The organism is Cohaesibacter haloalkalitolerans, from assembly GCF_003574655.1.
Classification (GTDB): Bacteria; Pseudomonadota; Alphaproteobacteria; order Rhizobiales; family Cohaesibacteraceae; genus Cohaesibacter; species Cohaesibacter haloalkalitolerans.
In genome coordinates this window covers 46,764-67,545 of sequence record NZ_QNUM01000012.1, presented here as the reverse complement: position 1 = coordinate 67,545, position 20,782 = coordinate 46,764, and the positions used below count along the sequence as shown (strand labels likewise).

Annotated in this window: 16 protein-coding genes; all 16 read left to right on the top strand. The window is 60.2% G+C overall.

All coding sequences use genetic code 11. From position 1 onward, the window contains the following. Nucleotides 1-189 precede the first annotated feature (189 nt). The 16 genes from DSL70_RS20895 to DSL70_RS20820 all read left to right on the top strand — a co-directional run bounded on the left by DSL70_RS20895 (nucleotide 190) and on the right by DSL70_RS20820 (nucleotide 20,676). On the top strand, nucleotides 190-3,975 hold the full coding sequence (locus tag DSL70_RS20895; RefSeq protein WP_119309925.1) for a proton-conducting transporter transmembrane domain-containing protein: 3,786 nt from the start codon (nucleotides 190-192) through the stop codon (nucleotides 3,973-3,975). Nucleotides 3,976-3,989: 14 nt separating this feature from the next. Beyond that, nucleotides 3,990-4,949 carry a respiratory chain complex I subunit 1 family protein gene (locus tag DSL70_RS20890; protein WP_119309924.1) on the top strand — a complete coding sequence of 320 codons (960 nt, stop codon included), beginning with the start codon at nucleotides 3,990-3,992 and terminating at the stop codon, nucleotides 4,947-4,949. An 18-nt stretch (nucleotides 4,950-4,967) separates the two neighbouring features. Further along, nucleotides 4,968-5,405, top strand: a complete 438-nt coding sequence (locus tag DSL70_RS20885) for an NADH-quinone oxidoreductase subunit B family protein (protein WP_162916969.1) — start codon at nucleotides 4,968-4,970, stop codon at nucleotides 5,403-5,405. 14 nt (nucleotides 5,406-5,419) lie between these two features. Next, nucleotides 5,420-5,917, top strand: a complete 498-nt coding sequence (locus DSL70_RS20880; protein WP_119309922.1) for a 4Fe-4S binding protein — start codon at nucleotides 5,420-5,422, stop codon at nucleotides 5,915-5,917. Next, nucleotides 5,917-6,537, top strand: coding sequence for an NADH-quinone oxidoreductase subunit C (locus tag DSL70_RS20875; RefSeq protein ID WP_162916968.1), 621 nt, complete (start codon nucleotides 5,917-5,919; stop codon nucleotides 6,535-6,537). The genes DSL70_RS20880 and DSL70_RS20875 overlap by 1 nt, the downstream gene beginning before the upstream one ends. Nucleotides 6,538-6,539: 2 nt before the next feature. Continuing rightward, nucleotides 6,540-7,640 carry a hydrogenase large subunit gene (locus DSL70_RS20870; RefSeq protein WP_119309934.1) on the top strand — a complete coding sequence of 367 codons (1,101 nt, stop codon included), beginning with the start codon at nucleotides 6,540-6,542 and terminating at the stop codon, nucleotides 7,638-7,640. Between the two features lie 158 nt (nucleotides 7,641-7,798). Further along, nucleotides 7,799-7,990 carry a 4Fe-4S binding protein gene (locus tag DSL70_RS20865; RefSeq protein ID WP_090075386.1) on the top strand — a complete coding sequence of 64 codons (192 nt, stop codon included), beginning with the start codon at nucleotides 7,799-7,801 and terminating at the stop codon, nucleotides 7,988-7,990. A gap of 155 nt (nucleotides 7,991-8,145) precedes the next feature. Next, nucleotides 8,146-9,012 (top strand): XdhC family protein, encoded by an 867-nt coding sequence (locus DSL70_RS20860; protein ID WP_119309920.1) that lies wholly within the window; start codon nucleotides 8,146-8,148, stop codon nucleotides 9,010-9,012. A gap of 57 nt (nucleotides 9,013-9,069) precedes the next feature. Next, nucleotides 9,070-11,823: a molybdopterin-dependent aldehyde oxidoreductase gene (locus DSL70_RS20855; protein ID WP_119309919.1), complete on the top strand. Its 2,754-nt coding sequence runs from the start codon at nucleotides 9,070-9,072 to the stop codon at nucleotides 11,821-11,823. Nucleotides 11,824-11,985: 162 nt separating this feature from the next. Beyond that, nucleotides 11,986-14,325: a pyridine nucleotide-disulfide oxidoreductase/dicluster-binding protein gene (locus DSL70_RS20850; protein ID WP_162916967.1), complete on the top strand. Its 2,340-nt coding sequence runs from the start codon at nucleotides 11,986-11,988 to the stop codon at nucleotides 14,323-14,325. Continuing rightward, entirely contained in the window at nucleotides 14,322-14,540 is a 219-nt protein-coding gene (locus DSL70_RS20845) for a DVU_1557 family redox protein (protein ID WP_119309917.1), read from the top strand. Before DSL70_RS20850 ends, DSL70_RS20845 begins: the two co-directional genes overlap by 4 nt. Further along, nucleotides 14,537-15,334 (top strand): DVU_1556 family methyltransferase, encoded by a 798-nt coding sequence (gene trsM, locus DSL70_RS20840; protein ID WP_119309916.1) that lies wholly within the window; start codon nucleotides 14,537-14,539, stop codon nucleotides 15,332-15,334. Before DSL70_RS20845 ends, trsM begins: the two co-directional genes overlap by 4 nt. Next, nucleotides 15,331-15,819, top strand: a complete 489-nt coding sequence (locus tag DSL70_RS20835) for a DVU_1555 family C-GCAxxG-C-C protein (protein ID WP_119309915.1) — start codon at nucleotides 15,331-15,333, stop codon at nucleotides 15,817-15,819. Before trsM ends, DSL70_RS20835 begins: the two co-directional genes overlap by 4 nt. Further along, on the top strand, nucleotides 15,816-17,003 hold the full coding sequence (locus DSL70_RS20830) for a DVU_1551 family NTP transferase (RefSeq protein WP_119309914.1): 1,188 nt from the start codon (nucleotides 15,816-15,818) through the stop codon (nucleotides 17,001-17,003). Before DSL70_RS20835 ends, DSL70_RS20830 begins: the two co-directional genes overlap by 4 nt. Then, a complete protein-coding gene (gene trsS, locus DSL70_RS22470) occupies nucleotides 17,000-18,676 on the top strand; it encodes a radical SAM (seleno)protein TrsS (RefSeq protein ID WP_205563441.1) in 1,677 nt (558 codons plus the stop codon). The genes DSL70_RS20830 and trsS overlap by 4 nt, the downstream gene beginning before the upstream one ends. Further along, the gene (locus DSL70_RS20820; RefSeq protein WP_119309913.1) at nucleotides 18,670-20,676 is read left to right on the top strand and encodes a DVU_1553 family AMP-dependent CoA ligase; all 2,007 of its coding nucleotides are present in this window, start codon (nucleotides 18,670-18,672) and stop codon (nucleotides 20,674-20,676) included. The genes trsS and DSL70_RS20820 overlap by 7 nt, the downstream gene beginning before the upstream one ends. Nucleotides 20,677-20,782 lie beyond the last annotated feature (106 nt).

Below are 20,782 nucleotides of genomic sequence, written 5' to 3'. Positions count from 1 at the left end.
TATTGATTATCATCATCGTTTCCGACACTTAAAAACTGACTGTCGGGTACCTTACAAAATATATTTTTTACTTTGTCATCCGCGTGACAGACCACCTCGATTGACACGCGCACATTGGTCCCAAAAGGGGAACCGGTATGGCTGCCGACCAGCGTCCGAAACCGGTCTCCTGAGTGGAGGACCAAAATAATGACGACCCTGGACCTGATGAGTCTGGCCTGGATGGGGGCTATTTTTCTATTGTGCGGCGAGATCGGGGCTTTGCTGAGCCTTAGGAATCCAGTCCGCGTTTTCATCGTCTCGACTATTGCAGAAATCGGTTATGTTCTGATCGGCCTCGGGATCGGCGGTGCCGCCGGTGAAACCGGGGCTTATATGCATGTCACCTATCAGCTTGTCATGCGCGGGCTGGTCTTGATAAGCGGCTGGTATCTCATCCGACGCACGGCGTCTATCTGGTTGACGGATCTGGCTGGTAGCGGCCAGCGGATGCCACTTGCTGCCACCCTGTTCGGCTTTGGCATGTTTTCGGTCATGGGTCTGTCGCCATTCAAGGGCTCCTATTCCAAGTTCCTCATTCTCTATGCAGCTATCGAGCAGGGGCAGTGGGCCATCGCCGCAGTGGGAACCATCGCGTCGATCGTTGCTGCCGTTTATTATCTGATCCTCATCCAGAGGATCTGTTTCGAGAAATCAGAACATCGCGTCAAGCTGCAACCTGCTCCATCGCTGGCCATGCCGCTGGCGATCCTCCTAGCTGTCGTTGCAGCCGTGATCAGCGTCTTTCCGGCACCAGTCGAGCAGATGGCTGCCGGTCTTGCCGGTTATGCCAGCCTTGAAGGACTGCCCGAGTTCGAGTCGCCCTGGGCGCTTCTGGTGCTTGTCCCCTATATCGGCGCTTTCGCGATATATGGGGTGGGGCGTGTCTCTGCGCGCCTGCGTGATCTGGCGGCTGTGGCGCTTGCGATCGCCAGCGTTGCCATGGTGGCGTTGGATACGGGCCTTGATCCGACCTCGAAACTGTTTGCCCTGCTGTTCTCCGGCATTATTGCGGTCATGGTCATCTACTCGGTTGGCTATATGGCAAAAGAGGAATGGGCGAACCGCTACTACTTCTTCACGTTCCTGATGCTCGGCTCGATGCTCGGCCTGACCACCGCGCACGAATTCGGCAACTTCTATGTCTATTGGGAGCTGATGACCTGGACGTCCTACTTCCTCGTCATTCATGAACAGACCCAAAAGGCCCTGAAAGCTGGTCTGGTCTATTTCGTCATGTGCGCCGGTGGTGCCTATCTGATGCATTACGGCATGCTGGTTGCTCATGCGGAAATCGGATCATTCGAATTTACCGCCCTTGCCCAAGGGTTCGGCAGTATCGCCCCGTTGGCTGGCCTGGTCATCGTTACTGCTGTCTTCCTGGGGTTTGCAGTGAAAGCCGGCATGGTGCCATTTCATGCCTGGCTTCCACTTGCCCATCCGCAGGCGCCGTCATCGGTCTCCGGGCCGCTGTCGGGGATCCTGACCAAGGCGGGGCTGTTCGGCATCGTCAAGATCCTGTTTGGTGTCTTCGGCGTTTCGGCTGTGGCTCGCGCCACCGGCAACGGTATCGACCTGCACACCGTCCTGATCGCGCTTGGCTGCATCACCTTGCTCTATGGCGAGATTCGCGCCCTGTTTGAGAAGGAGCTCAAGCGGATGCTGGCCTTCTCGACATTGGCGCAGGTTGGTGAAATCACCGCAATTCTGGGGTTGGGCACGGCTCTGGCAACTGATGCTGCGCTGTTGCATGTGCTCAATCACGCGGTCATGAAAACCCTGCTCTTCTATGCAGCCGGGGCTTTCATCATGCGCACCGGCCTGCGGCAGATCAGCGATCTGGCAGGGCTTGGCAAGAAGATGCCATTCACCGCCGGTGTCTATGCGCTAGGCAGCGTTGCCCTGATGGGGTTGCCGCCGTTCTCCGGCTTCATCTCCAAATTCCTGATGATCTACGCCGCTGCACAAGCGGGCCAGTATGCCGTCGCCACAGTCCTTCTGCTGGGGGGCATTATTGGCGTGGTCTATTACACCCGTGTCATCGGCGTTCTGTTCTATCACCCCTCGGCCGCAGCAATCAGTGAGGTGAAGGAAGCGCCTGTCACCATGCGACTGGCCATGGGCATTCTGGCCGCAGCCATTGTCTTTGGTGGCTTGTTGCCGACCTATCAACTTGGCCTGATCATGCCGATCGGCGATCAGCTGGCTGCCAGTGCCGGTCTTGCTCCGGCTGTCCTGCCGGATCTGGTCATGCAGTGGCCATTGTCTGCCGGTCTGGTGATGGTCGGAGCGATTGTCGTGCTGCTTCTGGGGCGCTTCTCTGTGGCCTGGGCCGGTCGTCTGGCTGTGCTCACCCTGTTGCTGGCCGTCGCTGCCGTCCTTGCTCAGCCAGACCGCTACGATACGCTCTCCTTCTGCTTTGCCTTGCTGATCGCAGGGGTAGGGGCACTCAATATGCTCCATACCACGGCCTATCTGGCGCATAGTCACGCCCAGCCCCGCTTCTATTTCGCCTTTCTGGTGATGATTGCCGGTCTTCTGGGCATGACAGCAGCCACGGACCTGTTCAACTTCTTTGCCTTCTGGGAGCTGATGAGCGCCTGGGCCCTGTGGGCGGCAATTGTCCATGAGGAAACCGCAGTCGCTCGCAGGGAAGGCTTCAAATACTTCCTCTTCAACACCATCGGCGCGTCCCTCCTGTTCCTTGGCGTTACGATGGTCGCTGCCCAAAGCGGTACTTTCCTCCTGGCTGCTTTGGGTGACGCGCTCGCCACCCTGCCAGCCGCCACGATTGCGCCTGCCATCGTGCTGGTCTTCCTTGGCATGGTGATGAAAGCGGCCCAGCTGCCGATCCGCATCGACTATCAGATGCACCCGGCCGCAGCGCCAACCCCAGTGTCCGGATATATCTCGGCGGTTCTGCTGAAAAGCGGCCCGTGGGGTGTGCTCAAGCTGTTTGTCGCTTTCGGCGGCGCCACCGTGTTTGCCAAGCTTGGCGGGACTGTGGCCGGACAACCGGTGTTGCTCTATGCGATCTCGATCATTGCGGGCATCACCATTGTCTATGCCGGTGTCATGGCGGTCATCCAGAACAGCATCAAGATGGTGCTGATCTATTCCACCGTCTCCCAGCTCGGCTATGTTCTGTTGGCGCTGTCTCTTGGCACCACGCTCGGGGTCGCCGGTGGCCTGCTGCACTTCGTCAACCACATGCTGCTCAAGGACACCCTGTTCCTCGTTGCCGGTGCCATCATGGTCAACAGCCATGCCACCATGCTCGACGAACTGGGTGGGCTTGGCCGCAAGATGCCTCTGACCTTCGGCCTGTTCCTGTTCTCGGGCCTGTCGCTGGCCGGTGTTCCGCCGCTCAATGGCTTCAGCTCGAAATGGATGATCTTTGAAGCATCCTTCCAGTCCGGCCATTGGCTGCTTGGTGCCATGGCAATGATCGGCAGCCTGTTCACGCTGGCCGCTGTGCTGAAGTTTGCCCATGCCGCCTTCATGGGGACACCGAACCCGCGCAGTGAAAGTGCTCGGGAAGCCCCGGTTGCGATGCTCATTCCCATGGGTGTTCTCAGCCTTGGCAGTCTGGCGCTTGGTCTCTTCCCCGGTCTTGCTCTGGTGCCGATCGCCGCCATCATGTCCGATCTCGGCATGACCCCGATTGCCGCCACGCTGACCGGTCCGTTGCCGGGGCTGGATGGCTGGAGCCCGATGCTGCTGTCCGTACTGGTACTGGTGTTCGGACTCATCCTGCTGCCCTGGCTGCGCCTTGGTCGCAAGGCCGGCGTGGTCCGCTCCAATGCCCATGTCTGCGGCGTCGGCGATCTTTCCGATGGTCAGACCCGGCTTGGTGCCAACAGCCTCTTTGAAACCCCCGACAAGGCGATCCACGGGCTGCTGCCCAAGGGGATCGGCTCTGGAACCCAAGCGTAAGGGAGGGAACAACCATGTCCACGCAACTCACTACACTTCTTGCGGTATTCCTGTTCCCCGGCGGCCTGTTCGCTCTGGTGCTAGGGCTGTCGCTCAAGGGCCTCGACCGGCGCGTCGCCGCTCGTCTTCAGGGGCGCATCGGGCCGCCACTTGCCCAGCCATTCTTTGACCTCGTCAAGCTCGGCTTCAAGCGCACGATGGTGCCTGCCACGGCAAGTCAGCCGGTCTTTCTGGGAGCGCCGCTCGTTGGTGTCGTCTCCATGCTGGTTGCTGTGGCCCTGGTGCCGGTTTCCGGGCTCTACAGCCCGGACCCGATGCTGGGCAACCTCATCGTGCTGCTTTACCTGTTGATGGTTCCGGCCATTGTCCTGATGATCGCAGGCTCGGCCTCGACCTCTCCCTATGGTGCGCTCGGCTTTTCGCGGGAAATGACCCTGATGCTGGCCTATGAAGCCCCGATCGTGCTGGCCGTGCTGGCCGTTGCTCTGCGCACCGGCATGGGGCAGGGCGGTGTCATCACCTTCTCGCTCACTGACATCATCGCCTACCAGCGCAGCCATGGCATGTTCCTGCTCGATCCGGTGATGTGGCCAGCGCTGGCTGCCTTTGCCCTGTTCTTCCCGGCCAACCTCGGGATCATCCCCTTTGACATCCCCGAAGCCGAAACCGAAGTGCTCGAAGGGCCGCTACTTGAGTATTCCGGTCCGGCGCTGGGGCTGTTCAAGGTGATGTCCGCACTCAAGGCCGTTGTTGTTCTTAGCCTCGGCATAGCCCTCTTCATGCCGCTGCCCTTCGACGGCATCTGGGGTCTGGTTGGCTGGCTGGTGCAACTGGCCGTGCTGATGGAAATCGGCGTCACCGTGGTGCGCCTGTCCATGGGCCGCATGCGGATCGACCAGGCCTTCGGCTTTTTCCTCAAGTGGCCGCTGCTGCTCGCCATCGCCAGCGTTGTCACCGTCACCATCGTGGCCTGAGATTTGGAGACAGATGAAATGAACATGATCCCCGACTTCAAGTCGATAGCGACAAAATCTCCATGGATCTATCGCATCAACGCCGGGTCCTGCAACGGTTGCGACGTCGAAATGGCCACGACCGCCCTGATCCCGCGCTATGACATCGAGCGGCTCGGCTGCCAGTATTGCGGTTCTCCGCGCCATGCCGACATCGTGCTGATCTCCGGCCCGTTGACAACCAAGGTCATGCAGGCTGCGCTGGTGGTCTTCAACGAGATCCCGGACCCCAAGGTCACTGTTGCTGTGGGCGTTTGCCCGATCTCGGGCGGCATCTTCCGCGAGAGCTATTCGGTGAAAGCGCCGATCGATCAGTATTTCCCCGTCGACGTCAATGTTCCCGGTTGCCCGCCGCGCCCGCAAGCCATCATCGAAGGCGTGGCCAAGGCAATCGAGATCTGGCGAGAGCGGATGTGAGGAGGGTTAGCGAGATGAATTTCCTGCAATTGTTTGCGCACAATCTGACACAGGGGCCTTTCACGGATCCGTTCCCCTTCCAGCCGGCACCAACAGCCAAGCGCTTTCGCGGCAAGATCGAGTTCGATCCCGAAACCTGCGAAGGTTGCCGCAAATGCGAAAAGGTCTGCCCGGCGGGCGCCATCCGGTTCACCAAGACCGACAAGGGGCTGGAGTTCGACTGCTGGCATGACAGCTGCGTCTTCTGTGGCAATTGCGAGTTCCATTGCCCGACCAACGCCATCCACCAGACCCAGGACTGGCATCTGGCCCATGTCCAACAGGACAAATACAGCATGGTCGCCCATGGCGTGATCCCCAGCCACGAGTGCCCGAGCTGCGGCAAACCGGCGCTCTTCACTGCGGCTCCTGCCAACAAGGTCAAGGGCTTCAGTGAAGCGGAGATCGCCGAATTCCGCGCCCTGTGCCCGAAATGTCGCGGCAAGTATCTCAGAGACAGAAAGAGCCGGTGATGACACGTTTTCCTGAAAATTTCGAAGCCAGCCTGAACGCGGCAGCGCCACACGGCGTGAATCTGACGACCACGACTGATGACCATGGCGTCTCGGTCATGTGGTGCGAACTCGCAGACAGGGATGATCTTTCCGCCGTGGGAGAATGCCTGCGCAGCTATCACGCGCGGCTGGCCATGGTCACCGCTAACAAACCACCCGCTCCCGAAGAAGAAGAGGAGGAACAGGACGAGGAGGATGAAGGTGCAGCAGAAGCCGAAGCGCATGTACCCGAACAATCGATGAGCTTTGGCGGTACGCCGCAAGACGGTACATCCTATGAACTGGTCTATCACTTCGACGTGGGTGGAGACTATGTGAATGTCGTAGCATTTCTCCCCGCTGGCGGTTCCATAGCCTCCCTCACGCCCTTGTTCCGCTCGGCCGACTGGCCGGAACGGGAGATCATGGAGATCTACTCCGTCACCATCACCAACCATCCGGATCCGAGACGCCTGTTCCTCGACGAGAGCATTGATGGTGCCGTTCTCGACCGGTTGATCCCTTTCTCCCAGATGGCAAATGCGTCCACCTCTGATGAGCTGTGGGCGCGCGTCATGGCCGCAGCCAAGGAGGCATGAGCATGACCGATCACACCGTTGCCTGCAGCTACAAGATACCCGTCGGCCCGCTGCATGTTGCCCTTGAAGAGCCGATGTATTTCCGCGTCGCCGTCAAGGGGGAAACCATCGAGACCGTCGAACTCAATGCCGGCCATGTTCATCGCGGGGTCGAATATCTGGCCACCAAGCGCACACTGTTGCAGAACATGATCCTGACCGAGCGCATCTGCTCGCTCTGTTCGAACAGCCACCCCGAAGCGCTGGCCATGGCTGCTGAAACCATCGGCGCGGTGGAGGTTCCCGAACGGGCCCAGTATCTCAGGGTGATTGCGGGCGAGGTCAAACGCGTTGCTTCCCATCTGTTCAACGTCGGCATTCTGGCCCATCTGGTCGGTTATGAGGCCCTGTTCATGCATGCCATGCAGGTGCGTGAAGTCGCACAGGATCTCAAGGAGGCCGTCTATGGCAACCGCATGGACCTTGGCGCCCATTGTCTTGGCGGCACCCGCTGCGACATGGACGACGAGGCCATCACTTATATGCGTTCAGCCCTCGACAAGCTCGAACCCGATGTGCGCGAGCTTGAAAAGACCTATCGCACCAATGGCTCGATCCTGCGCCGGACGAGAGGGATTGGCATCCTTTCCCATGCCGACGCCATCGCCTGTGGTGTTGTCGGTCCGGTGGCCCGCGCCAGCGGCATTCAGTATGACGTGCGCACCGCCGCCCCCTACCATGTCTATGACCGGCTGCCCGTGAATGTGCCGGTGCTGGACGGATGCGATGTCTGGTCCCGTGCGATGATCCGCCTTAGCGAGGCGGTCAATTCGATCGAGATCCTCCGGGTTTGCCTCGATCAGCTGCCCGAGGGGCCAATCAACGACGGTGGCGACCCCTACATCCCGCCGGGACAGGCCATCGCCCGCACGGAGGCTCCGCGCGGCGAGCTGGTCTACTACCTGAAAACAAACGACAATCCCGAACCGGAACGACTGAAATGGCGCGTGCCGAGCTATCCCAACTGGGATGCTCTGACCTTCATGCTGAAGGAAGCCAAGGTCGCCGATATCGCGATCATCGTGAACAGTATCGACCCGTGCATTTCCTGTACGGAGCGGTGAAACACGCCCCGGTTCTGCGCTTGCCGCAAGGCAAGGGCAGGGCGGGGACTGGAGACCAGGGCATGCCCATGCGCCACGCTTGATCGTGGTCCGGGACATGACCTGCAACGGCGGTCCGGGAGGTCGGACCCGCCAAAGAAGACTGAGAGGAGAAAACAATGGCTTACGCAATCGATCAGGACATCTGTGAAGCCTGTGGCGCATGCATCGACGAATGCCCGAACAAGGCCATCACCCGCAAAGGCAAGCTCTATTCCATCAACGCAAGCAAATGCAAGGAATGCGAGGGCGACTTCGACGAACCGCAATGTGTGGAAGTCTGCCAGTCGGGCGCGGTTTATCACGTGTGACGCCACCGCGGGCCTGCCGCCGCTGAATGGTGACCGGAAAGGACGGACCAAGCTGCCCGCTCCCTCCTGTGGCCATCTCAGAGGACCAGCCGGCGGCAGGTCTGAGGTCGCTTCATTGGGGTCAACTTGAAAGGCCAATTTGAAAGGCGAGGACAATGAAGGTGTTCAAGGAACTGATCAGGGAGCACGAGGCCGGACGGCCCTGTGCCCTGGCATCGATCGTCACCACAAACGGCTCCATCCCCGCGTCGGACAAGGCAAAGATGCTTGTTCGCGCCGATGGGTCGATCGTGGGAACGGTCGGCGGTGGTCTTGCGGAAGGAAAGATCATCGAGGCCGCCAGAAAGGCGATGGAGAATGGCAAATCGGAGATGATTTCCTTCAACCTGCATGACAACCCGCTGATGGACAGCGGCATGGTGTGCGGGGGGAGCCTTGACATTTTCGTCGAACCCTTTCTGCCCGCAGTAACGCTCTACATGTTCGGTGGCGGCCATGTCGGACTGGTGACAGCCGAACTGGCCCATCGCGTCGGCTACCACGTTGTGGTGATCGATGACCGTGCCGAATTTGCCAATGCAGAGCGCTTTCCCTTTGCGGTGAAGACCCTTGCGGGACCCTGGCAGGAGACGATGAAGGAACTTGAGCCGAATGCCCGCTCGATCATCTTCATCGCGACCCGCGGACATATTTGCGACAAGGAGGTTCTGGCCTGGGCGGTCAATACCCCTGCGAGCTACATCGGCATGATCGGCTCTAAACGCAAGATCCGCACCATCAATAGCAAATTGCTGGAGGCCGGAATTTCCGCCCAACAGCTGAGCCGTGTCCGAGCACCGGTGGGATTGGAGATCGGTGCCGACAACCCGGAGGAAATCGCCGTTTCGGTGGTTGCCCAAATGATCGCTCATGTCCGGGGCGCTGAAGAATTGGACGGACAATCGAGGACCATAGGTGATTTGTACCTAACAGCCAATTCAGGGACTGAAAATGGGGAGGATCTAGTGCACGCGAGTGCCTAGCTCTCGGGAACCAGCAGGCGGATGGAGCTTTCCAGCCGCAGGATTAGGAGAAGAGTGATGAAGAGAATACAACTGAACGTCAACGGAGTGGATCGCTGGATCGTTGCCGAGCCAGAAGCCTCCCTTGCTGATGTATTGCGCAAACAGATGATGCTGACCGGCTGCAAGGTCTGCTGCGACGACGGCCAGTGCGGCTCGTGCACCGTCATCATCGATGACAAGCCGATCCGTTCTTGCAACAAGAAGATCGGTGATGTGCGCGAAGGCGCCAGAATCACGACAATCGAGGGCGTCGGCACACCGGGCAACCTGCACCCGATCCAGATCGCCTGGATGACCCATGGTGGCGCACAGTGCGGTATCTGCACGTCCGGCTTCATCATGTCTTCCAAGGCGCTGCTGGAAAAGAACATCAACCCGACCCGCGAAGAGGTCCGCAAATGGTTCAACCGGAACCGCAACCTCTGCCGCTGCACCGGTTACAAGCCGCTGGTCGACGCGGTAATGGATGCCGCCGCCGTCATGCGCGGTGAAAAGACGGTTGCCCAGATCATGCCGAAACCGAAGGAAGACGGCTCGATCCTCGGGACATCCCATATTCGCCCGTCGGCAGAAGCCAAGGTTACCGGCACATGGGACTTCGGTGCCGACATTGCCCTGCGCATGCCGGAAGGCACTTTGCGCCTGGCGCTGGTTCAGGCCGAAGTGCCGCATGGCCTGATCAAGGGCATCGATACCGCTGAAGCCGAAACCATGCCCGGCGTTGCCAAGGTCATCACCTGGGAAGACGTCAAGGGCCGGAACGCCATCACCGGTCTCATCACCTTCCCGGACAACAAGGGCGATGGTTGGGACCGTCCGATCCTCTGCAAGGAAAAGATCTTCCAGTATGGGGACGCCATTGCAATCGTTGCGGCCGACACCGAAGAGCATGCCCGCGCGGCAGCCAAGAAGGTGAAGGTCGATGTCGAGGTTCTGCCTGCCTACATGTCAGGCTTTGCGGCTCTTGCGCCGGACGCCATCGAAATTCATCCAGGCACGCCGAATGCCTACTATGAACAGGGCGTCGTCAAGGGGGCGGACACCAAGCCGCTGCTGGCGAGCGCTTCCCAACTGGTTGACATCACCACCTATTGCAGCCGCCAGCCACATCTGCATCTGGAGCCGGACTGCGGGGAGGCCTATGTCGATGAAGATGGCGTTCTGACAATCCTGTCGAAATCCATCGGCGTGCATCTGCATCATGCCATGATCTGTCCGGGCCTTGGCCTGGAGCCGGACAAACTGCGCCTGATCCAGAACCCGACCGGTGGCACCTTCGGCTACAAGTTCTCCCCGACCATGGAAGCCCTGCTGGGCGTTGCTGCCCTTGCCACCGGCAAGCCGGTATCTCTGGTCTATGACCAGTATCAGAACATCACCTACACAGGCAAACGCAGCCCGGTCAACATCAACATCAAGCTTGGCTGCAACGCCGATGGCAAGTTGACCGCGATGGAAACCGACTGGTGGCTCGATCACGGTCCATATTCCGAATTCGGTGATCTGGTCACCCTGCGTCAGGCCCAGTTCACCGGTGCGGGCTACCATCTGGAAAACATCCGTGGCAAGGGCCTCACGGTTGCCACCAACCACGCATGGGGCTCCGCCTTCCGCGGTTATGGGTCGCCGCAGGCCTTCCTTGCTTCTGAAACGGCGATGGACATTCTGGCCGAGAAGATGGGCGAGGATCCGTTCGAGTTCCGCTACAAGAACCTTTATAACGAAAACTCGACAACCCCGACCGGACAGAAGCCTGAAGTGCTGGTTCTGCCTCAGCTGTTCGACATGCTGCGGCCGAAATATCAGGAAGCCAAGAAGCGTTGCGCAGAGCTGTCCACCGATGAAGTCAAACGCGGCGTCGGTATCGCTCTGGGCATCTATGGCTGCGGTCTTGATGGTCCGGATAGCTCCAACGCCCGTGCCGAACTGACCAAGGACGGGGTCACCATCTACAACGCCTGGGAAGATCACGGGCAGGGGGCTGATCTCGGCACACTGACCATGGCCCATGAAGTGCTGCGGCCAACCGGCATCAAGCCGGAACAGATCTCTCTGGTCATGAATGACACCAACGGTCCGAACTCCGGTCCCGCTGGCGGCAGCCGTTCCAACGTCTTCACCGGCAACGCCACCCGCGTCGCAGCAGAGATGCTGCTCAATGCGATGAAGAAAGAGGATGGCACTTACCGGACCTACGACGAGATGGTCGCCGATGGCATCCCGCTCGTCTATGACGGTAACTGGGTTGCAGCCGCCTGCACCGATTGTTCTTCCGAAACCGCTCAGGGCAATCCGTTCCCGATCTACATGTATGAAGTGTTCATGCCTGAGGTTGAGGTCGAGGTCGAGACCGGCGAAGTTCGGGTGGTCAAGTTCACCACGTCCGTCGACGTTGGCACCATCATCAACAAGGCCACCGTGGATGGTCAGATTTATGGCGGTCTGGCGCAGGGTATCGGTTTGGCCCTGTCCGAAGACTTCGAGGATCTGGAGCTTCATACCAATCTGATGGATTGCGGCATTCCTTATCCGAAGGACATCCCCGATGACATCGAGATCCTGTATCTGGAAACGCCACGTGCTGACGGACCGTTCGGGGCAGCTGGTGTCGGTGAAGCGCCGCTGACTGCGGCTCATCCGGCCATCCTGAACGCCATCTACAACGCCTGTGGCGTGCGCATCTTCCGTGTTCCGGCCCTTCCGGAAATCATCAGAACGGAACTCGAGGCAAAGGCAGCAAGGGAAAAAGCCCCTAAAGAGTTCGCCTGAGTCTGAATCGGAACGGCGTGGCTTACTTCTTCCGCAGCCACGTCCGTTTCAGTGGGCGCGGGGTCGGGTATGCCTCTTACTCGACCCTGTTCCTCCCCGCCAAGCTTGCTGGACCCGGATCCTCCGGGCCCGGCAATAGAGACCGACCAACGGGGCAACAAGATGGATAGCGATCAGGTAAAGCGACTGGAAGCAAGATGCATCGAAGAACAACCTCCCGCCTGCGAGGTGTCCTGTCCCTTGCATGTCGATGTCAGGGCGATGCTGGCCAAGGTGAAACTGGGGGATTTTCCGGCGGCATTCGCCCTATATTCCCGCGTTGTGCCATTTCCGGCCATCCTTGGCCATATCTGTGATCACCCCTGCGAGGCAGGTTGTCGCCGGGCCGAGGCTGGTGGTGCTGTGCGCATTTCCCAAATCGAGCGGACACTGGTCGATGAGACTTGTTCCACCCTGCGCCGACAGGCTCAACGGATCGCCAGACCCAAGCACGTGACCGTCGTCGGGGCCGGGTTGTCCGGATTGACTGCAGCATTCGATCTGGCCATGAAGGGCCACAAGGTCACCGTTCTGGAAGCGGACGCCCATCCGCTCGAACGGTTGCATCACGATTATGAACCGCACATTCTTCCGCCGTCTGCGATTGCCCTTGATCTGGGTAGTCTTGCCGCCCTTGGCGTTGACATCCGCTGTCGCAGCCGGGTGACTGGCGGCGAGGGACCGCTGGGCCTTGCAAGCCTGATCGAAGACCAGGACGCCATTCTGCTCGCCCTCGGGCCGGGCGTTGCCGCAGCCTTTGCCCCGACCATAAAGCTCAGCGACAATGGCCGCATTGAAATCGACCCCGACAGCCGCGCGACCAGCCACCCGAAGATCTTCGGTGGCGGTTATCACGGGGCGTTGGGCGAGGTCTATTCTCCGGTGAAGTCCATCTATGACGGACGGCGGGCCGCCGGGTCCATAGACCGCTTCCTTCAAGGCGCCTCCCTGATGGCCAACCGGGACGGCACCAAGGCAACGACCTCCTGCCTCTACGTCAATATCGAAGCGCACCCTGCCGTCCCTCCCGTCGAGGCCGCCAACAGCAAGATCGGCTACACCCCCGATGAGGCCATAGCAGAAGCGGACCGTTGCTTCCCTTGCAATTGCCTTGAGTGCACCAAGGCCTGCGCCTATCTCACTCATTACAAGACCTATCCAAAGCGGGCTGTTCGCGAAATCCATAACAATCTCAGCATCGTCATGGGCAATCGCAAGGCCAACCGCATGATCGATAGCTGCACGCTTTGCGGATTGTGCGAGACGGTCTGTCCGACAGATCTGGCCATGGGCGATGTCTGCCTTGAGGCGCGCCGGGAGATGGTGGACAACGGCCACATGCCTGCCTCCCATCACGACTTTGCCTTGCGGGACATGGCTGACAGTCGCTCGCACCGCTCCGCCTTTGTCCGCCACCAGCCCGGTCATGACGCCAGCGCCTATCTGTTCTTTCCCGGTTGCCAGTTGGCTGCATCGGCGCCTGAGCAGGTCCAGAAGCTCTATCAGCATCTGGGCGAAACACTCGCCGGTGGTGTTGGCCTGATGATGGATTGCTGTGGAGCGCCCGCCCATTGGGCCGGACGCAAGGCTCTGCATGATGAGGTGGTGGCTCACCTGCGTGAAAGCTGGCAGGCTGCTGGCCAACCGGAGATCATCACGGCCTGCGCCACCTGCCTGTCGATGTTCCGGAAGACGATGCCCGATCTTCCCGTGCGATCCCTCTGGCCACTTCTTGCCGAGGCCCCGTTACCGAAGTCAACGAGGCCCGTTGCGCCCGGAACGGTATTTGCCATTCACGATCCATGCACAGGCCGTCACGAGAGCGAGGTTCACACTGCAGTCCGATCCATCGCCGCCGATATAGGCCTGACGGTGCGGGAAATATCCGGGCCGGAGCTGACAACCTGCTGCGGTTATGGCGGTCTGGTGACTTTTGCCAATCGGGAGGTGGCTGACGCCATCGTCGACAAGCGGGCCGCGGAACGCCCCGAGGACTATCTGGCCTACTGCGCCATGTGCCGGGACAATTTCGCCCGGCGTGGCAAACGCTCCGCTCACCTGCTCGACTTCCTGTTCCCGGTTGAGGGAGATACCGATCCGGCTGCCCGTCCGGATCCGGGTTTCTCCAACCGACGAGACAACAGGGCCCGTTTGAAAAGCCGATTGCTGCGAGAGTTATGGGGAGAAACCATGCAAGACCCGGATCCTGAATGGACCATCCTGATTTCAGATGCCGTTCGCGCCGACATGGAGCGCAAGTTGATCCTCACCGACGAGGTTTGCGCCGTCGTGGCTCATGCGGAAACAAGCGGCCAGAAGCTGAAGGACCGCAAGAGCGGTCATCTGATCGCGACCCTGCGCACCGGGCCGGTGACCACCTGGGTGGAATATGAACTGACCGATGAAGGGGCGCTCATCCACCGCGCCTATGGCCATCGCATGGATGTGGAGGCACAAAAATGACAACTCCCGGCGACTTTGAAATACCGCAGGTGGACGATCTGATGTGCGCCCGATGTGATACGCCGCTCAAACAGGGCAAGGTTCTGGCCAGCTATATGGGCCAGACCTTTCCTGTGGACCTGCCGATCTGCCCGACCTGCGGCTTTGTCTATATTTCCGAAGAGCTGGCCTATGGTCGGATGCTGAAAGTCGAACAGGCGCTGGAGGACAAATGAAGATCTACAGTCCCCACGGTGTGACTGAACCGGAACCCCAGCAGAGCGTGGGGCAGCATGCCAATGGCTGCTCGGGCCTGTTCGGGTATGGCCTTGTTACCGATCGGAATGGCGATCCTCTGAGCCCCGGTGGACCGCAACTGACCGGGGAGCTGCTTGATCGGGCGGGCTTTCGAGACGGAGACCGTGTGGTCGATGTGGGGTGTGGGCAGGGCCGCAGCCTTGGCGACATGATCCGCCGCGGATTGAACGTGGTGGGTGTCGACACTGATGCGGCCCCTCTCGCAATGGCCCGAAACCTGCTGCCGGATGTGGATCTTTTCTGCTGCAGCGGTGCGGCCATGCCACTTGGGACCGGCTCCATGGACGGGGTGTTGTCCGAATGTGTGCTGACGGTCATGCCCGATCATCGCGCCGCCCTTGCCGAGTGGTTCAGGGTTTTGCGTGGCGGGGGGCGGCTGGCCCTTTGCGATGTCTATGCCCGCAACCCCGAGGCAGCGGACAGCGAAGACACGACAAGGGCGATCCGCCTTCTTTCCGCGGAAAGGATAAGAAAGGCAATCGGTCTGGCGGGGTTCCAACTGCTGGCTTTCGAAGATCGCTCCGAATGCCTGCGCAGCTTTGTGGCCCGCTTCATCTTCCGTTTCGGCTCGCTTGATGCCTTGTGGGGGGATGCGCGCACCGGCGCCCGAATGCGCGCCGTAAAACCCGGATATTACATGGCTATTGCGGTCAAGCCGACCGGCCGGGTGGCCACTCCGCCAAGGGGAAACTGTCAGGAGGCAGGGATATGACCGAAGACTCCTTTCGCGTGGCCGAGCTGCTGCTCGCCGATCTCAAATGCAGCCACATCATGATGATCCTGGCGCTGGAAGCGGCAGGTCGACAGGACCCGAACCTCGTGCGCGCCATGTCCGGTCTTGCTGTCGGCATGGGGCAGGGCATGACCTGCGGTATCCTTTCCGCCGGATGCTGCGTTGTCGGCATGCTGGCGGGCAAGGCCAGCGAGGAAGAAAGCGAAGACAGCCGATTTGTCGACATTCTCGAGGAGTTCGGTGGCTGGTTCAAGCATCGCTGTAGCGAGGAATATGGCGGCTGCAATTGTAGCGACATCATGCAGTTTGACCTCAATCTCCGAGCCCAGCGTTGTCCGGCCCTGATTTCTGAGAGCTGGCAGAAGCTCAACGAGATACTCGAACGCTATGACCTTGATATCACGCACCCGCCGCGTGGTGGGGAAGCGGGCGAGGAAGCGGACACATTGGGGTTCCTCTCATGATGGATCTTGCGCAAATCGAAACGCTCGAAAGACAAGCCCAGACAAGCGACAACGAGGCCCCGATCGCGGCTGTCATCCTGGCCGCCGGGCTGTCCTCACGCATGGGGGCGTTCAAACCTCTGTTGCCGTTCGGAGAGGGCACAATATTGAGCCATGTCGTGCAGGTGGCGCAGCAAGCGGGAGCCGATCCCGTTCATGTCGTGATCGGCCACAAGGCGGACCAGCTTCGCCCCCATGTCGAGCACCTTGGTGCTGTTGCCGTGATCAATCCTCATTTTGAAGATGGCATGTTCAGTTCCATCAGGGCCGGGATCGCCTCTCTGCCAAGTGAGACGTCCGGCTGTCTGCTGATGCCCGTCGATATCCCGCTGGTCAGGCCAACGACCCTTCGGCGTGTCATGGCAAAAGCGCGGCGCAACCAGTCCATGCTGGTCCATCCGCTGTTCGACGGCACCACTGGTCATCCTCCCTTTATCGGGCGGGCCCTGTTTGGCGAACTGCTGGCGTCTGACGGGCAGGAGGGTGGAGCCGCCGCGATCCTGTCGCGCCATGGCTCGGATACGATCGCCGTGTTTGATTCCGGCTGCCTCAGGGATATGGACTTCCCGCAGGATCACGTTGCTCAACTGGCCGCTCTGGAAAATCACCATCTGCCGGACGGACGGGAATGCGAAGCGCTGTTCGATGCGGCGGGAACGCCGCAAACGGTGCGCCGTCACGGGCAGGCGGTGGCCAAATTGGCCGTCTTGCTGGCGGAAAATCTCAACGAACATGGCAGGGCGCTGGACATCGCTCTGGTCGGTGCCGCAGCATTGCTGCATGACATCGCCAAGGGTCAGCCCCATCATGCAACTGCAGGGGCGAACCTGCTCTCAGACTGGGGCTTCCCCGCTGTTGCCGATCTCGTCGGTCAGCACATGGCGCTTTCTGAGGGATACCGGCGGCTTGATGAAGTCGCCCTTGTCTATCTCGCCGACAAGCTCGTCTCGGGGGAGCAGATCGTTGGTCTTGAAGCGCGCTTTGCTCCGGCTTTCTCGCGCTTTGCGGACGACGCCGCAGCCTTGGCAGGCGTCCGCCGACGCCTCAACGATACCCTTGCCATCGTTGCCGCAATCACAGCTGAGGGTGTTGAGGTCCCAGGCGTACCGATGGAAATCAGAAACATGTTGGAGGCCGCATCATGACCTGTTCAGACAGTCGACTGGTTTTGAGCACGACGGAAAGCGTCTGCCCGGATTGCCTCAAAACCGTGCCCGCCATTCGATATGCCGAAGGGGATACGGTCTATCTGGAGAAGAGCTGCCCGGACCATGGAACCGTCAGTACACCCATCTGGCGTGGCCTCAAGAGCTATTTTCACTGGGATCGGTCACCGCGCAACCGCTCGGCAATCCTCAACCCGGCAACCCCGGTTGACAAGGGGTGCCCGCATGACTGCGGTATCTGCGCAGATCATCAGCAGCAGAGCTGCTGTGTCCTGCTCGAAGTAACATCCCGCTGCAACATTGCCTGTCCTTTCTGCTTTGCCTCGGCCGAGCGGGAGGGCACGGATGTGCCGATCGAGACGATCAGCCAATGGCTCGATACGCTCATGCAGCGCGCAGGCGGCAGGGTGCATATCCAGCTGTCCGGCGGCGAACCGACGGTACGGGATGACTTGCCGGAAATCATCAGCCTTGTGCGCTCGAAGGGCTTCTCCTTTGTCCAGCTCAACACCAATGGTGTGCGTCTGTCAAAAGAGCCTGACTATGTCAGGGCGCTGGCCGATGCCGGTCTGGATTGTGTTTTCCTGCAGTTCGATGGCGTCTCCGATACCGTCCACAAGGCCCTGCGCGGCGCCAAACTGGCCCGGGTCAAGGAAGAGGCAATTGCCGCCTGCGAGAAGGCCCGTGTCGGGGTGGTGTTGGTGCCAACCCTTGTTCCGGGCATCAACACCGATCAGATCGGCGCAATCGTGGACTATGCCAAGGCCCATATGCCGACCGTCCGCGCGGTGCATTTCCAGCCGGTCAGCTATTTCGGTCGGACACCGGAGCCACCCCGGCCCGAAACCCGCTTCACATTGCCGGAAGTCATGGATGCCCTGATCGCGCATGAGAAGGGCGGGATACTGCTCGATGATTTCCATCCCGGGTCTGCGGAAAATCCCTTCTGTTCCTTCAGCGGCCGCTTCATTGTTGAGGAAGATGGCCGCCTGATGCCGGATCAGCTCGCCCAGACGTCTTGTTGTTCGGGGGACGCCGATGCCGACAAGGGCCATGGTCAATCTTGCGGCTGTGGCGTTCCGGGAGAAGATCTGCTTGCGCTGCCACAAGTGGAAAAACCGGCGTCCGAAGGCTGTTGCTCGGGCTCATCGGAACCGGCACCTCATCCGCACGGGTCCTGCGGCTGCGGTGCGCCCGCTAAGGATCTGCTGGTGATGCAACCGGCTCCTGTCGCGTCTGAGGCGCATAACCATTCCCATGAAGATTGCTGCTGCTCCTCCGGAACCGAGACGCTTGCAGACCCGGCCAATGACAGCTGCTGTTGCGGCTCTGAAGCGGGGCGGGAGACTGCGCCCGGTGCTGATGTTGCCCGTGCCCGGCGCTATGTCGCCGACCAGTGGAGCAACGCCGAGGCGGACGAGGGCACCGACGACCCTGCCTTTGCGGCATTTGACGCGGTGTTGAAGCGGCGGGCGCACACGCTCGGCTTATCGGCGATGGTGTTTCAGGATGCCTGGACGCTGGATCTCGACCGGCTGCGCCAGTGCTATATCCATGTCATGATGCCTGACCAGAGAGCGGTACCTTTCTGCGCCTTCAATCTGACTGACCGCGAAGGGCGCTCCCTTTACCGGAAGGAGGGGGGATGCTGAACATCATCTTGCAGAGCGAGGGCGCAATGATCGATGTGCGCGGCTTCTGTCCCTTTGAAACCCTTGAGGAGCGCGACGCCTATCAGCTTGACCACATGCGGCAGACGATCCGCCACGCTCGGGCCAACAGTCCCTTCTATCGCCAGTTTGCCCATTGGCCCGAAGACCTGCCTCAGAGCCTTGAGGATCTGGCGGATCTGCCCTTCACATGGCCGGAGGATCTTGCGCGGAATGATCCTCCGCTCATGGCTGCGCCGCGCCGCCGGGTGGCGCGTATGGTGACGCTGGAAAGCTCGGGCACCACGGGAGCGCCCAAGCGCATGGCTTTCTCTGATGAGGATCTGGAAAACACCATCGACTATTTCCATCGCGGCATGAGCCAGTTTGCCCGCCCGGGTGATCGGGTCGGCATTGCCTTTCCGGCGGTGCGGTCCGGTAGCATCGGGCAGGGCCTGTGCGAAGCGACACGACGGTTGGGCGCAACGCCACTGACGGCACCGGATGTGTCATCGGCAGACGCATTGCTTGGCTGGCTTCGCACCGAACAGCCCGACGTGCTGTTCGGTATCCCCGTTCCCTTCTTCGCCGCAGCACGCCTTTCTCTCTCGGATGGCGGCCTGGTGCCGCATCCGCGCGCTATCCTCATCAGCGCCGACCATGCCGCCCGTGCCGTCATAACTGGCCTTGAAACCATGTGGCACACCAAGGTCTTCAATCATTGGGGCATGACGGAAACCGGCTACGGCGGGGCGCTCGAATGCGTCTGTCACGACGGCCTGCATGTGCGGGAGTCCGATCTGTATCTGGAAATCATCGACCCGCTTTCCGGCGCGGTGTTGCCAGCCGGGGCCAGAGGAGAAATCACGATCACCACGCTGCGCAGGGAAACCCTGCCGCTGATCCGCTATCGCACCGGCGATTTGGGATGCCTGATCGATGAGCCCTGCGCTTGCGGCAACGTCACGCGGCGCCTCTATGGCCCAGATGACCGGCTGAACACGGCCCTGAAGCTTCCGGGCGGCGGGATGCTGACGCGCGGGGCGCTTGATGAGGCCCTGTTCGCGACGAGTGGAGTGACGGACTATGCCGCTGTGTTGACCAGCGATGGACGAGGCCGTGTGGAATTGCAGCTGAATGTCGCAGCTGTTCCCATTGCGAAAAATGACAGTTTGGCAGAGAGTGTCCTTGTGCAACTGCACAGCTTACCCGCGTTCATGCATGCAACAGAAAAGGGCCATCTGACGATCCGCCTGCAACGGGCAGATATATTGTTGCTACCCCACAAGAGCAAAAGGGTTCCGGTTTGCCACGACAATGGGGCAGGACCAAAAGCGGTGCTTTTCGATCTTGATGGCACGCTGGCCCACACGTTGCCTGCCGTCCATGCGGCGCTGAATGAGGCCCGGGCCGTTGTCGGGCGCCCCCCGGTTTCCGAGACTCTGGTGGCCAGCTGTCTGGGCGGTGGGGCCCGACGGCTGATCCGGAGGATTTCAGAGCAATCAGGAGAAGCGCCAGACAATGAGGAGCAACAGGCACAGCTTGACCACTATCTGTCTTGCTATCAACGGCATGAAGACCGTCTGGCCCGTCTCTATCCAGACGTCATGCCGGTTCTCGAGGCGCTTTCAGGGCAGTCCTGTCGCCTTGTGGTTGTAACCAACAAGCGCCAGAACGACGCCGAAGCGCTGGTCAAAAGGCTCGGCCTTGCCCCGTTGACAGAAGCGGTGTTTGGCAGGCAGAAAACCCTGTCACCGAAACCAAGACCAGACCTTCTGATGATGGCCTGTCGCCATCTGGAACTCGATGCTCGAGACTGTCTTTTCGTGGGCGATGGCCCTGAAGATCTGAGTGCGGCAGAACGGCTCACTATGCCCGCACTCCTCATAGATCGTGGCAATATCAAGAGGGAGATTTTGCCTTGGATCGATGAAACCTCGGGAAATGAAGAAAGGAGGGTAATCGAAAGTCTGAATGACTTGAAGGCCTATCTAAAGGACTAAAGCGAAACCGGCTTAATCAGGCCACCGGGTGCCAACAATTGTTTTACATCAAAGCACCCCTGCGTGACTGAGCGACAATTTACTTCAACGGGAGGACAGAACCTGA

What these genes read in the sequence shown, in the direction of transcription:
- DSL70_RS20835 (WP_119309915.1), top strand. Translation starts at nt 15,331, where the DNA reads ATGACCGAAGACTCCTTTCGCGTGGCCGAGCTGCTGCTCGCCGATCTC.
- DSL70_RS20865 (WP_090075386.1), top strand. Translation starts at nt 7,799, where the DNA reads ATGGCTTACGCAATCGATCAGGACATCTGTGAAGCCTGTGGCGCATGC.
- DSL70_RS20870 (WP_119309934.1), top strand. Translation starts at nt 6,540, where the DNA reads ATGACCGATCACACCGTTGCCTGCAGCTACAAGATACCCGTCGGCCCG.
- DSL70_RS20820 (WP_119309913.1), top strand. Translation starts at nt 18,670, where the DNA reads ATGCTGAACATCATCTTGCAGAGCGAGGGCGCAATGATCGATGTGCGC.
- trsM (WP_119309916.1), top strand. Translation starts at nt 14,537, where the DNA reads ATGAAGATCTACAGTCCCCACGGTGTGACTGAACCGGAACCCCAGCAG.
- DSL70_RS20885 (WP_162916969.1), top strand. Translation starts at nt 4,968, where the DNA reads ATGAACATGATCCCCGACTTCAAGTCGATAGCGACAAAATCTCCATGG.
- DSL70_RS20860 (WP_119309920.1), top strand. Translation starts at nt 8,146, where the DNA reads ATGAAGGTGTTCAAGGAACTGATCAGGGAGCACGAGGCCGGACGGCCC.
- DSL70_RS20850 (WP_162916967.1), top strand. Translation starts at nt 11,986, where the DNA reads ATGGATAGCGATCAGGTAAAGCGACTGGAAGCAAGATGCATCGAAGAA.
- DSL70_RS20895 (WP_119309925.1), top strand. Translation starts at nt 190, where the DNA reads ATGACGACCCTGGACCTGATGAGTCTGGCCTGGATGGGGGCTATTTTT.
- DSL70_RS20855 (WP_119309919.1), top strand. Translation starts at nt 9,070, where the DNA reads ATGAAGAGAATACAACTGAACGTCAACGGAGTGGATCGCTGGATCGTT.
- trsS (WP_205563441.1), top strand. Translation starts at nt 17,000, where the DNA reads ATGACCTGTTCAGACAGTCGACTGGTTTTGAGCACGACGGAAAGCGTC.
- DSL70_RS20830 (WP_119309914.1), top strand. Translation starts at nt 15,816, where the DNA reads ATGATGGATCTTGCGCAAATCGAAACGCTCGAAAGACAAGCCCAGACA.
- DSL70_RS20880 (WP_119309922.1), top strand. Translation starts at nt 5,420, where the DNA reads ATGAATTTCCTGCAATTGTTTGCGCACAATCTGACACAGGGGCCTTTC.
- DSL70_RS20890 (WP_119309924.1), top strand. Translation starts at nt 3,990, where the DNA reads ATGTCCACGCAACTCACTACACTTCTTGCGGTATTCCTGTTCCCCGGC.
- DSL70_RS20845 (WP_119309917.1), top strand. Translation starts at nt 14,322, where the DNA reads ATGACAACTCCCGGCGACTTTGAAATACCGCAGGTGGACGATCTGATG.
- DSL70_RS20875 (WP_162916968.1), top strand. Translation starts at nt 5,917, where the DNA reads ATGACACGTTTTCCTGAAAATTTCGAAGCCAGCCTGAACGCGGCAGCG.